Here is a 12890-nt window from a genome sequence, read left to right on the forward strand (position 1 = left end):
GCTGCGCTTTTTCCCGGACTTGGTTACTTCGTTTCGTCGGCCTTGTGATCGACGGTCTTTGCCGTGTCGGGCGCGTCTTCGTCCGTCATGCCCTTCTTGAAGCTTTTGATGCCCTTGGCGACATCGCCCATCAGTTCCGGAATCTTGCCGCGACCGAACAACAACAGCACGACGGCCAGAACGATCAGCCAGTGGTAGATACCAAAAGAACCCATTATGCTTACTCCCTGTTGTGATGTTCCCTAATGTAAGAATTTCCCACACCGTTTCCAACATCAAGCCCTTTGAACTGCGCTTAATGTCACGGTATCGCCCTTTATGACAAGCCATTGACCCACCGAAAAGTGCTGGCTCCATTGTTTTCGCCATGCATGGCAAAAGCAAGACGCAAGCCCCTCAATCTTCAGAGGTGCCGCGTGGCGCCAGCAACCCCAGTTCCTCGAGGTCCATCTGGGTGATCGGGTCTTCGTCCTCGGTCAGTTCGTCGTTCATCAACGGCGAGGGAATATTGAAGTTCGCCGGAATGCGGCCCGACAGCAAGCCCGCTCCCTTCAACTCTTCGAGACCGGGCAGGTCACGCAGCTCTTCGAGACCGAAATGGTCGAGGAAATCGCGTGTCGTGCCCAATGTCACCGGCCGGCCCGGTGTACGCCGGCGGCCACGAAACCGCACCCAGCCGGCTTCCATCAGCACGTCGAGCGTGCCGCGCGAGGTCTGGACGCCGCGGATATCCTCGATTTCGGCACGTGTCACCGGCTGGTGATAGGCGATGATCGCCAGCACTTCCAGTGCGGCGCGCGAAAGCTTCTTCACCTCATTGTCATCACGACGGATGACGAAGGACAGGTCGGCGGCGGTGCGGAAGGCCCAGGCGCCTTCGACCTGCACGAGATTGACGCCCCGCGGTGCATATTGCTCCTTCAGGCGCAGCATGATCGCGTGCACGTCGGTCTTTTCGGGCAGGCGCTCGGCGAGGAAGCCCTCGGAGACCGGCTGCGAGGAGGCGAAGACCAGCGCCTCGGCGATACGCTCAGCCTCGATCTCGGCCTGCAGGTCGCGGCCCCGGTCTTCGAAATTGCCTTCGAATTCCTCTTCGCTCCTCGGATCGATCAAGCCGGCTGCTCCTGTTCCACCACCTGCAGCGTGGCATGTTTCGGACCGCGGCGCATGTATATCGGCTGAAAGGCGCCGTCCTGGCGGATTTCGAGCTTGCCCTCGCGCACCAGCTCCAGCGAGGCGGCAAAGGCGCTGGCGATTGCCGTGATGCGTTCCTCGGGCGCGGCGAGATAACGCAGCAGATAATGCTCCATCGCCGTCCAGTCACCGATCTCGCCGATCATCTGGGTCAGCAGCTCGCGGGCATCGGTCAGCGACCAGACGGTGCGACGCTCGATCGTCACTTGGGTGACGGCATGGCGCTGGCGCAGCGCCGCATAGGCGGTCAGGAGATCGTAGAGGCTCGCCGCATAAGCGGATTGCTGCCGGTCGGGAATATGCTCAGGCGCGCCGCGCACGAAGATATCGCGGCCGAGGCGGTTGCGGTTGACGAGGCCGTCTGCCGCCTGTCGCATAGCTTCGAGACGTTTCAGGCGGAAGGCGAGTGTTGCCGCCAGCTCCTCGCCGGAAGGGCCGTCATCCTTGGCCTGCTGGGGAATGAGCAGTTTCGACTTGAGATAGGCAAGCCAGGCTGCCATGACGAGGTAATCGGCGGCAAGCTCGATGCGGATACGCCGGGCGCTTTCGATGAACAGCAGATATTGCTCGGCGAGCGCCAGCACCGAAATGCGCGACAGGTCGACCTTCTGGTTGCGGGCGAGATAGAGCAACAGGTCAAGCGGGCCTTCGAAGCCGGCGACGTCGATCACCAGCGCCGGCTCGTGGCTGGCGCGCTCGGCACCGTTATCCTGCCACAACTTGTCCATTGGCGTTGCCGCCCGCGGACGTTCCGTCCCCTTGACCGTGCTCACCTAGCTGCTCCCTTACGATCAGACCGTCGCAAACATTGCCTCGAATTCCACTCTCAATTCCGCCTCATCGGCGGTATCCGGCGCTGCGAAGCCTGCTTCCACCGCTTTTGCGCGGGCAAGCGATATGCCGGCGAGCCGCGGAACATTTGCCACGACATCTAGCATCTCGTCCATATTGCCGTTGCAATGCAGCACGATATCGCATCCGCCTGCAATGATATTCGCCGCACGTTCACCGATCGTGCCGGAAAGTGCGTTCATCGAGCTGTCGTCGGAGAGCAGCAGACCGCTAAAGCCGATGTGTTCGCGGATGATGCCGTCGATCACCTTGCGTGAGGTCGTCGCCGGATTGTCCGGGTCGATGGCGGCGAAAACGACGTGACAGGTCATCGCCATCAACTCGTCCTTCATCGCGACAAAGGGCGGGAAATCATGGAGCTCCAGCTCATCGCGCGAGACAGTGACGACAGGCAGTTCCAGATGTGAATCCGCAAAGCCGCGACCGTGGCCGGGCATATGTTTCATCACGGGCAACAGGCCGCCGGCCTTCAGCCCTGCGGCAGCCGCTCTTCCCATCGCGATGACGGTCTCGGGATCGCCGCCATAGGCGCGGTCGCCGATGACGTTGCTGCTGCCCTCGACCGGCACATCGAGCACCGGCAGGCAATCGACATCAATGCCGAGGCTCGAAAGGTCGAAGGCGTGCAGTCGCGACATCAGCCAGGCGGCGCGCAGGCCGAGCCCGCGATCGCGGCGATAGAGATCGCCGAGCGCCTGGCCGGAAGGATAACGCGCCAGAACGGGCGGACGGATGCGCTGAACGCGGCCGCCCTCCTGGTCGATCAGCACCGGCGCATGCCAACCGACGCTGTCGCGCAGTTCGGCGACGAGATCGGCGATCTGCCGTGCTTCGGAGATGTTGCGCCCGAAGAGGATGAAGCCCCAGGGTCGCTCGCTTCGGTAAAAGGCTTTCTCTTCGGATGTGAGGGCAAGGCCGCTGCAGCCAAGGATCATCGCTTTTGATTCGGTCATGTAAGAATCTTAGAGCCTTTCCTGGTCAGATTGAAGCATTCTGCCGGAGCAGGTTTTCGTCCGGGCAGAGGCGATTGGCGAAGGGCATACCTTTTGGTACGTCCGAGCCGATCGCCTCTGATCCTGGCGCAAAGATGCCCAGCCCACCGGCCGCACTGCTTCGCCATGCGAAGCAATAGGTGCGTCCAGCGATTCTAAGTCTTGCAGATTTGCCAGGCAAATCTGCGGGGGGTTGGCTGAAACGGGCCGCCTGCTCGACCGGCCGGCTTGGCCGTAGAGCCGGGCTACGACGCGCGCCGGCCGGTCGAGCATCCGACTCCGTTTGAGCCAACAGAATGCTGCAATCTGACCAGGAAAGGCTCCAGACGGCGCCCGGCCAAATGCGAGCAAGGTCCGGCGCGATGCACAAAAAAGAGCGGYGGACCGATCCGGCCCGCCGCTCTTATATTCTATTCAAAAAAACCGATCTACTTGGAGATCAGGCAGCTTCCGCCCGCCGCGCGATACTGTTCGCAGAGTGCTGCGGCCTCGTCCTTGGAACCGGCCGGAATGCGGACACGATAGAAAGTGCCCTTGCCGGCGATATCGGCCCTGCGGATCTCATGACTGCGGCCACCAAGCACGCTGGCGAATTTCTTCGACAGGTTGGCATAGGATTTGGTCGCCTCGTCTTCCGAAGGCAGCGAGGCGATCTGGATGCCGTAGCCGCCGGCGGATGCAGCCTGCTGCGGCTTTGCGGCGACTGGCGCTGCGGCCGCGACCTCAGTCGTTTTCGGCTGCTGTACGGGCGGGCGGACATTGCCCTTCTCGGTCACGGTGCCGACGACGTTGACGGGCTGATCGACCGGACGGGCGGTGGGGATCGGAGCGCTATCGGCAATCGCCGAGGTCTTGACCGGGCGCACCGGCGAAGCGACCGGAGCGCGATTTGCGGCCTGCGCGTCGGCACTGCCGGCGAGCGGCGGCTGTACCGGCGCGGTTTCGACCGGAGTTGCAGAACGAGCATCGGCGGAAGCAACCTCGGCGCTTGCCGGGAAGCTCGCAGCCGTTCCACCGACTGGCGGCACGGGCGGGGTCGATTGCGCGGATGGGGTCGACTGAGCCGTCAACGGCGGCTGAGCCGGCGGCGTCGGCTGGGCAGACTGTGTCGCCTGGGCAGACTGCGTCGCCGGGGCAGGCTGCGTCGCCGGGGCAGGCTGCGTCGCCGGGGCAGACGGCGCCGGCTGGTCGACGGGAGCCGGTTCGTCGCGGGCGACCAACGTACCGTCAGGCTTGACGATCATCGTGCGGACCTTGCGCGGCGAAACAGACGGCGTCTTGTCGGCGTCGGTTGTCGGAGCGTTGTCGGCGTTGTCCTGGGTTGGCAACAGACGCGGATCCTCCGTCTCACCGACCGCAGTCGGCGTGACCTGATCGTCGGCGTTGGCGTTCTCGTCGTCCTCAGGCAGCGCTTCCGGTGTCAGCGTGCGCTGGACGACATCGACGGGCGCCTCGTCGGAAGATACGAGCGCCTTCTGCTTCGGCTCTTCGGCAGAACCCGCAACGCGGTCGTAGACGGCCTTATCCTGGTTCGGCACGGTCTTGCCGCCGGGATTTTCCGGAACGACCTTCACTGGCTCCTTGTCGGCGGCGATCACGCGCGGCTCACCGGACGCGACAATACCGAGCCCCTCGCCGTTCCAGACGGAGGAATAGACGCCATAACCGACGCCGGCAAAGACCACGAGCACGACGGCCCCGGCAAGCAGCCGACGCATCGACCGGGCGCGGCTGAAATCAGCGGCCTGGCTTGCCGATTCGATCCGGACTTCGGAGGTCTCGCGGCGCTCGACCGGTTCACGCACACTGCGGCGGAAATCCTCCTCCAGCGCCCGTTCGAAATCATCGAGGCCGTCGGCGATGGTAGGCTTGACATGCTTTGCCGCGGCGGCAGCCGTATCCCGGACAGGCGCCGGTGTTTCCCGCGGCTTGGCCGGTTCAAAGAAGCTGGCGATCTCTGCGTCGAGATCGAACTCGTAATCTGCGGTTTTCGCGACCGGGGCGGGCTGCTCCACTGGCGGCAGCGCCGGCACGTGCATGTCGTCGACGGTCTCGGGACGATCCTCCGGGTCAGAGATCATCGCCGGATCGAATGGCAGGTCTTCGGTTGAGTCGCCGGCGGACGCCCAGTTGAAAGCCGGAGCCGGAGCTGGAGCCGGCGGCTCGGGAACGAAGGCCTGAGCCGGCCGCGAGGGGGCAGCAACCTGCTGGTAAGCCGGAGTTTGCGGCTCAGGAGCAAAAACGGGAGCGGACAGAGGCGAGACGGCCGCGACGTGCTGGGGAGCAGGCGCTGGCGTCTCAGGCTGCGGCGCGGGCTCGGACGGCTCAGAGAAATCGAGATCGGCGAGTTCCAACTCGATGCCGGCAAGATCCAACTCGAAATCATGGCCGGCGAAGGGGTCTTCGGCTTCCGGTACCGGCTGCGGCGCCCGAGAATATGCCGTTGCGGCAGGCTCTGGCGCAACGACCTCTGCAAGCTGCGGCGCGACTGGCCTTGCGGCTTCGACAGCATAGACCGGAGCAGGCCGGACGGGTGCTGTGGCGACGGCGACCGGTGGGGGGGCGATCACCTCGGCCTGGACAGGTGCGTCTGCCACGGGGGCGGCAGGAACGGGCGCGGCCTCAGTCGATGCGGCCTGCAGTGTGACGGGGGCCGGATTGGCACGTTGCGGCACCGGATAACGCGAGACGTCGGCGAGCAGATCGTCAAGATCGAAAGTGCCGGCGGTGTGCGGAACATCAGGCACGACCTCGGTCAGCGCGGCATCGGCCTGGATCTCGCCCTCGACGGCGGCGGCGATGAGATCGAAACCGGCATCGGACCCGAAATCCTCCAGTTCTTCCTCGACTTCGACGAATTCTTCGGCCTCGGCAGTCTCTTCCGGCGCGATCACCTCATCATGGCGGTCGAGTTCGGCGGGGAAGCCAAGCGACGGTGAAGCGAATTCGAATTCCTCGGAAGGCTCGATAGCGGCGACAGGCGCCGGCGGTTCGATGACAGGTTCAGGCTCGACTACAAGAAGATCGACGGACGGCACTTCAGCTGCCGGTGCCACGACCGTTTCGGCCACAGGCTCCGGCAAAACAACCGGTTCCTCGCGTTTCGGAGCATGGAAATTGGCAAGTGGCAGCCTGATGCTGGCAGCCGACCATTGCGGCGCCTTGGCGGGCTGCGCCAGCGAAGAGACGGGTGCGGCGCCGATCGACAGCTCAAGCTCCTCGATCAGGTCGCGTGCACCGCCGAATGCTGATTGCAGCGATGCCTCGGGCTCGGGGGAAAGCTGCTCCGCCCAGTCGGCGGCCGGCGCTTCCCCATTCCCTGTGGCAGGCACAGCTGCTTCTTCAGCCTCAACCGCGGCGACGGAAACCGGCTCAGGAACCTCCGCATTTTCGGTGGCCGGAGAAGCATCGAGAACCGGCTCGACGTAATCTTCAGGCATGTCATCAGAGATCGGCTCGGCGGGCCGGTCGAGCTCTGCGAGCGGACGGGGCGAATCGTAACGGTCGAACTCACGCCCCAGCTCGTCCTCGAGATCGAGGGCGGGCTCGCGGCGTCCGGCCTCGGTCACCGTATTCGCTGCAACACGCGGCTCGAAGCCGACGATACGGGCAAGTTCAGCCAACGGATCATCGTCGGCAAACAGATCGTTTTTTCCGCGCGTATCATACGCAAGTTGTTTATCAGCCATGCCTATCCCACTCGCAAACGCCAACGCTCAAATGCCAGCGCATTGTGGGGAAATGGTGACGTTATCGCATTTCGTCCGGTGCGGCAGTGCCTGTAATGGCAAGTCCCGACTTCAAAACCGACGCGACGGCGTACACCAGCCCAAGTCTGGCAATACTTGATTCTCGGTTTTTATCATTAACAAATCGTAATTCCGTCTGATCTTTACCTTTGTTCCAGTGCGCGTGGAAGGAACTGGCGACGTCGTAGAGGTAAAAAGCGATGCGATGCGGCTCCTGCGACTGGGCCGCTGCCTCGACGACACGCGGGAATTCAGCAAGCTTGGCGACGAGCTGCAATTCGGCCGGATCGCCAATGCCTGCAACGGTTTTCGCGAGTTTCTCGGGCGAGACATCGAGGTCGGGAAAGGCCTCCCTCGCCTGCCGGAAGACCGACATGCAGCGAGCATGYGCATATTGCACGTAGAAGACTGGATTATCTTTCGATTGTTCCGTCACTTTGGCGAAATCGAAGTCGAGCGGTTCGGAATTCTTGCGGTAAAGCATCATGAACCGGACCGAATCACGGCCGACTTCTTCGACGACGTCCCGAAGCGTGACGAAATCGCCCGAGCGCTTCGACATCTTCACCGGCTCACCGTTGCGATAGAGCTTGACGAGCTGGCAGAGCAGCACAGTCAGCTTCGCCTTACCGTCCGAAACGCCGCGTGCAACCGCTTCCAGGCGCTTGACGTAACCGCCATGGTCAGCGCCAAGCACATAGATCATCTCGTCGAACCCACGGTCGAACTTGTTCTTGAAGTAGGYGACGTCGGCTGCGAAATAGGTGTAGGAGCCATCCGACTTGATCAGCGGCCGGTCGATATCGTCGCCCACTTCGGTCGAACGGAACAGGGTCTGTTCGCGATCCTCCCAATCCTCGGGAAGCTGCCCCTTCGGCGGTGGCAGCGTGCCCTTGTAGACATAGCCCTTGAAGGTCAGGTCGTTGATCGCCGTGCGGATCGCGGCCGCACCATTGGCATGCAGGGTGCGTTCGGAGAAGAAGACGTCGTGATGGACGTTCAGCGCCGCCAGATCCTCGCGGATCATCACCATCATCGCGTCGATGGTCCGGTCCTTGACGATCGGCATCCATTGATCTTCCGGCATGTTGTGCAACCGCACCCCGTAATCGGCGGCAAGCGACTGGCCGACGGGTACGAGATAGTCGCCGGGATAGAGACCCGAGGGGATTTCGCCGATCTTTTCGCCGAGCGCTTCGCGATAGCGCAGGAAGACGGAACGGGCGAGCACGTCGATCTGCGAGCCGGCGTCGTTGATGTAATATTCCTTCTCGACGCCGTAACCGGCAAAAGCGAGCAGGTTGGCAAGCGCGTCGCCGACGACGGCACCACGGCAATGGCCGACATGCATCGGACCGGTCGGGTTGGCCGAGACATATTCGACGTTGACCTTCCTGCCCTTTCCAAGCGTCGAGCGCCCGTAATCGGTACCGGCGCCGATCATCGAGGCGAGCAGCCGTTGCCAGTAGCCGACGGCGAGACGGATGTTGATGAAGCCGGGACCCGCGACCGAGACATCGGCGACGTCGGAATCCTCTTTCAGCTTGGCGATGATGACATCGGCCAGCGCGCGCGGGTTGGTTCCGAGCGGTTTTGCYAGCACCATTGCGGCATTGGTCGCGACATCGCCATGGCTCGCGTCACGCGGCGGCTCGACGGTGATGCGGCCGAAATCGAGCTCGGATCGCTTTTCCCTGACCAGTTCTATCTGTTCAAGGGCGGTTTTGATCCTGGCTTCGAAGTCGGTAAAAAGGTTCATCGCACTCTTCCATGCATAGGCTGTGCCAAAGGCTCAAAATCGGCCCTCGGCGTGGGCGACCGCTGCCTATCGCAAATCAGGAGTGTGGTCAAACAACCGCCTGTGGGCGCTGATCGCATAGGTGTCGGTCATGCCGGCGAGATAATCGCCGACATGACGGGCCTTCGGCGCATCGGACAGGCCGGCGATATGATCGACCCAGTAATGGCTTTGCATCTCCTTCGGATTGGCCATGTAGGCGGCAAAGAGATCGGTGACGATCTGGGCGGCACCGGCACGGATGCGCATGATATCGGGATTGCGGTAGATGCGTTTGAAGAGCATCGCCTTGATCTGCCTGTCGGTCTCGGCCATCCCCTCGGAAAAGGTCGCAATAACCTGGCCGGCGCCGCGAATGTCGCCCGCACTCTCAGGGTGCAAGAGCGACAGGCGCTGCTGCGCGACGCCGATCACGTCTTCGACCATGCGGGTGATCTGGCGGCGCATGATCTCATGGGTGAAGCGGCTCGGCTCCAGGTGCGGATATCGCTCGCTCACCTCGGCCATCAGCCCGGCAAGAAACGGGATTTCCTCCAGCATGTCGAAAGTCAGATAGCCGGAACGCAGGCCATCGTCGATATCGTGGGTATTATAGGCGATGTCGTCGGCGATCGCCGCGACCTGGGCTTCGAGGCTGGCATAGCTTGCAAGCTCGAGATCGTGCAGTTCGCAATAATCGAGGATAGGCTGCGGAACGGGACCGTGCGTACCGACTCCATCAGGCGTCAGAAGCGGACCATTGTGCTTGACGAGACCTTCCAGGCTTTCCCATGTCAGGTTGATGCCGTCAAATTCGGCATAACGCCTCTCCAGCTTGGTCACGATGCGCAGCGATTGTGCATTGTGGTCGAAGCCGCCATAGGGTAACAGCACCTCGTGCAGCGCATCCTCGCCGGTATGACCGAACGGCGTGTGGCCGAAATCGTGCACGAGCGCCACGCCTTCGGCTAGATCCTCGTCGAGCTTCAGCGCGCGGGCCAGAGCGCGGGCGATCTGCGCTACTTCGATCGTATGCGTCAGCCGGGTGCGGTAATGATCGCCGTCCTGGGCGATGAAGACCTGGGTCTTGTGCTTCAGCCGGCGGAAGGCGGTGGTGTGGACGATGCGGTCGCGGTCGCGCTGGAAATCGGAGCGCGTCGGGCTTCCGTCCTCCTGATAGAGCCGTCCGCGCGTCGTCCAGGGGTCGGCCGCATACACCGCCCTTTCACTACTGCCGAAACCCAAAGCACGCGTATCGATCGTCATTCTTCACCGTCGTTTTGCATGTTGCCGCATCTGCCCATTGACGCCGCTTTGCGCTCTTCATACCTATAGGTCGATGAAACGGCAAAGAGGCTCTTCCCTAATCGCTTCGGCGCATCATCGCCTTTTCGCGAAGATCATGGTAAGTTTCTTTGATATCAGGCATTTGAACATTCAAGTGCCAAAACCCATTCTCTCCGGATCTTGACCCCGGCAGGAGGAAATATGACGGATACAAGTGTAACCCTTTCGGATGCCGCGGCAAAGCGTATCGCTGCGATCGTCGGCGCCGAAGCCGGCAAGAGCGCGCTGCGCGTCTCCGTCGAAGGCGGCGGCTGTTCGGGCTTTTCCTACAAGTTCGATCTTGCCGACAGCGCAGCGGACGACGATATCATCGTCGAGAAGAACAACGCCAAGGTGCTGATCGACAGCCTGTCGCTCATCTACATGGCGGGCTCGGAGATCGACTTCGTCGACAATCTGCTTGGCCAGTCCTTCCAGATCAAGAACCCGAATGCGGTGGCAAGCTGCGGCTGTGGCACCAGTTTCTCGATCTGAACGTCTAAACGCACGGACTCCCCATCAAACCGGCCGAAGAATTCCTTCCGGCCGGTTTATCGTCTTGTCCGCCGGTGAAAGACCGCGATAAAAGAAGCGCACTAAAGTGCGCTGCATTGACGCTGATTCACGCGGTGCGCTTTAGCTCTTTGTTTTTTATGCCTGTCGTTATCCCAGAACCGCTGCACACTTCTGGGCGACATGCATTATGCGGAACGGGACAGAGCCATGAAGATCGCGACCTGGAACATCAACGGCGTCAAGGCGCGCATCGACAATCTCACGCAATGGCTGAAGGATTCCGATCCGGATATCGTCTGCCTGCAGGAGATCAAGACGGTCGACGAGGGCTTTCCACGGCTGGAGATCGAGGCGCTCGGCTATCACGTCGAGACGCACGGCCAGAAAGGCTTCAATGGCGTGGCGATCCTCTCCAAGAGTTCACCTTTCGAAGTGAACCGCGGCCTGCCCGGCGATCCGCTGGACGAACAGGCGCGTTTCCTCGAAGCGGCGTTCACGTTGTCCGATACGCGCATCCTGCGTGTCTGCTGCATCTACCTGCCGAACGGCAATCCTGTCGAAACGGAGAAGTATCCCTACAAGCTCGCCTGGATGGAGCGCCTGCAGACGTTCGCCGCCGAACGGCTGGCCTATGAGGAGATGCTGATCCTTGCCGGCGATTACAATGTCATCCCGGAACCGCACGACTGCTTCGATCCCAAGGTCTGGGAAAACGACGCGCTGTTTCTGCCGCAGACGCGGGAGGCGTTCCGCAGGCTCGAAAATCTTGGGCTGACGGATGCTGTGCGTGCGACGACGGATGCGACGCAGTTCTATTCCTTCTGGGATTATCAGGCCGGCGCCTGGCCGAAGAACAACGGCATCCGCATCGACCATCTGCTGCTGTCGCCGGAAGCTGCAGACCGAATGACATCGGCCGCGATCGAAAAACATGTGCGGGCCTGGGAAAAGCCGTCCGACCACGTGCCTGTCATCGGTTATTTCGATTTCGCGGCCTGACGCTTCCAGCTACAGCGCCGCGCGTCCGATTAGAGGTATGGCGCTCTAATCGTCGGAACCGCTCGCGATGGTGTGCGAGAGGGATACCGCCGTGCGGCGGTCGGACTCGTTGGCAACCGAGAAGGCCTGCTCCTGCAGCGCTTCCATCCAGCCGCAGTCCTTGGGTTTGCAGCGGTCGAGCRCTGCCGTCATCAGCGCCAGGCCGCGGGCCGTCTGGCCTTCGTCGAACAGAATATTGCCGAAGACCGCCATGGCGCCGGGATGGCCGCTCTTGCGGGCCTGGTTCAGCCATTTCTTGGCTTGCTGCGGGCTGGCATTGCCGCCCTCGCCGGCCAGCATCATCTGTGCCAGCTGGAACTGCGCCTCGGGCACGCCAAAGGTTGAAGCGACCTGAAAATATAGCTGGCGCGCCTGGCTGAGGTCGATCCTGACCGGGCTGCCGGCAATGCCATGCTTGTAATAACTGGCGAGCGAGAGCAGCGCGTTGACGAAGAAACCCGTATCTTCCGAGCCGGGTTCGACGCCCTGCTGGGCGATCTCGCTATAGATCTTGAAGGCTTCRAAATCATYCTGCGTGACRCCRTCGCCRTCGGCATACATGTTGGCGAGTGCCCAGCGCGAGCCGGTGTGCCCCTTTTCGGCGGCGTATTTATAAGCTTCGATCGCCTCTTCCTTCTGGCCGTTTTTATAGGCTTTGAAGCCGAACTTGAAGAGATCGAAGGGTCCGGATTCCTTGCTGACGCCACCTTTGATGTCGAATGCGCTGCACGGACCGGACAGCGCCAGCGCTACGGCTATCGACATGCCCACCAGCATGAATTTGAACAGTTTGAACTCGGACGTCACCATTTCAACCGATTTCTTTCGCTCATCTCAGGCAGGCGGCAACGGCGCTCGCACCGTGCATCCCGCGGATGTATTTCTTCGAGGCGAGCGATCCCGCGGCGAGCTCCATGGCTCCTTTACCCGCGTCGCATCCAGCCCACTGGCCTTTTCTCAAAGGGGATATTCTCAGCCCATCCTTCAGAACCACCCGGCTCCCGGCATGGCTCGACTGCAATCTCCGTGGCACTCTTTCGGCAGGTGCGGTATTCGCCTTCCCGCCTTTATCGCATTCGTAAACGGTAAATGTGACGAAACCGGTATCGACATTTCCGGCAAAGCCGGGTTGCTCATCCGAGCGGGTCGAAAACAACGACAATGAATGGATCGACGACTTCGTCGCGAGGCCGGATTGGCGGCTGGAACAGCCTTGTTCGGAAAGCGAAACGACCGCAATCAAACGATTGTCGCCAATCGCGCCGTACGACCTGATGTACCCGGAAAAAAATCGACCCATACTACTATTTACACGCACCGTATGCCTGCCATCACCTCGCCCGCAAATAACGCTGCGCCCTCTTTGTGGCGGGAAATGGACAAATTCGTCCCACCACCACCATACGCCAAACGTCGTAAAAATGTGTTGCTGAATCGTCACAAAAC

11 protein-coding genes are annotated in these 12890 nt (G+C 61.6%); 2 read left to right on the forward strand and 9 right to left on the reverse strand.

Going from position 1 to position 12890, the window contains the following annotated elements; genetic code table 11:
* Positions 1–23: 23 nt before the first annotated feature.
* From AC1ECN_RS12730 to AC1ECN_RS12760, 7 genes are all read right to left on the reverse strand, one after another.
* Positions 24–215, reverse strand: coding sequence for a twin-arginine translocase TatA/TatE family subunit (locus tag AC1ECN_RS12730; RefSeq protein WP_018073376.1), 192 nt, complete (start codon positions 213–215; stop codon positions 24–26).
* A 181-nt stretch (positions 216–396) separates the two neighbouring features.
* Entirely contained in the window at positions 397–1113 is a 717-nt protein-coding gene (scpB, locus tag AC1ECN_RS12735) for an SMC-Scp complex subunit ScpB (protein WP_018481201.1), read from the reverse strand.
* On the reverse strand, positions 1110–1967 hold the full coding sequence (locus AC1ECN_RS12740; RefSeq protein WP_130672471.1) for a segregation and condensation protein A: 858 nt from the start codon (positions 1965–1967) through the stop codon (positions 1110–1112). The genes scpB and AC1ECN_RS12740 overlap by 4 nt, the downstream gene beginning before the upstream one ends.
* Before the next feature lie 18 nt (positions 1968–1985).
* Positions 1986–2999, reverse strand: a complete 1014-nt coding sequence (gene nagZ / locus AC1ECN_RS12745) for a beta-N-acetylhexosaminidase (protein WP_024320654.1) — start codon at positions 2997–2999, stop codon at positions 1986–1988.
* A 467-nt stretch (positions 3000–3466) separates the two neighbouring features.
* On the reverse strand, positions 3467–6727 hold the full coding sequence (locus tag AC1ECN_RS12750; RefSeq protein ID WP_130672470.1) for an SPOR domain-containing protein: 3261 nt from the start codon (positions 6725–6727) through the stop codon (positions 3467–3469).
* 61 nt (positions 6728–6788) lie between these two features.
* A complete protein-coding gene (argS, locus tag AC1ECN_RS12755; RefSeq protein ID WP_477953105.1) occupies positions 6789–8546 on the reverse strand; it encodes an arginine--tRNA ligase in 1758 nt (585 codons plus the stop codon).
* A gap of 66 nt (positions 8547–8612) precedes the next feature.
* On the reverse strand, positions 8613–9830 hold the full coding sequence (locus AC1ECN_RS12760) for a deoxyguanosinetriphosphate triphosphohydrolase (RefSeq protein ID WP_130672469.1): 1218 nt from the start codon (positions 9828–9830) through the stop codon (positions 8613–8615).
* 222 nt (positions 9831–10052) lie between these two features.
* On the opposite strand from AC1ECN_RS12760, the gene erpA reads away from it, so the two are divergent.
* Both erpA and xth read left to right on the forward strand, forming a co-directional pair.
* Positions 10053–10385: an iron-sulfur cluster insertion protein ErpA gene (gene erpA, locus AC1ECN_RS12765; RefSeq protein ID WP_024320650.1), complete on the forward strand. Its 333-nt coding sequence runs from the start codon at positions 10053–10055 to the stop codon at positions 10383–10385.
* Between the two features lie 228 nt (positions 10386–10613).
* Positions 10614–11405: an exodeoxyribonuclease III gene (xth, locus tag AC1ECN_RS12770; RefSeq protein WP_130661482.1), complete on the forward strand. Its 792-nt coding sequence runs from the start codon at positions 10614–10616 to the stop codon at positions 11403–11405.
* A gap of 45 nt (positions 11406–11450) precedes the next feature.
* Here the strand turns inward: xth and exoR are convergent, their stop codons facing one another.
* Together exoR and AC1ECN_RS12780 are read right to left on the reverse strand one after the other, a co-directional pair.
* Entirely contained in the window at positions 11451–12254 is an 804-nt protein-coding gene (exoR, locus tag AC1ECN_RS12775) for an exopolysaccharide production regulator ExoR (RefSeq protein WP_477953108.1), read from the reverse strand.
* Positions 12255–12273: 19 nt separating this feature from the next.
* A complete protein-coding gene (locus tag AC1ECN_RS12780; protein ID WP_244665969.1) occupies positions 12274–12885 on the reverse strand; it encodes a hypothetical protein in 612 nt (203 codons plus the stop codon).
* Positions 12886–12890: the final 5 nt, after the last annotated feature.

This window comes from Rhizobium sp. 01N447_2 (assembly GCF_056399245.1).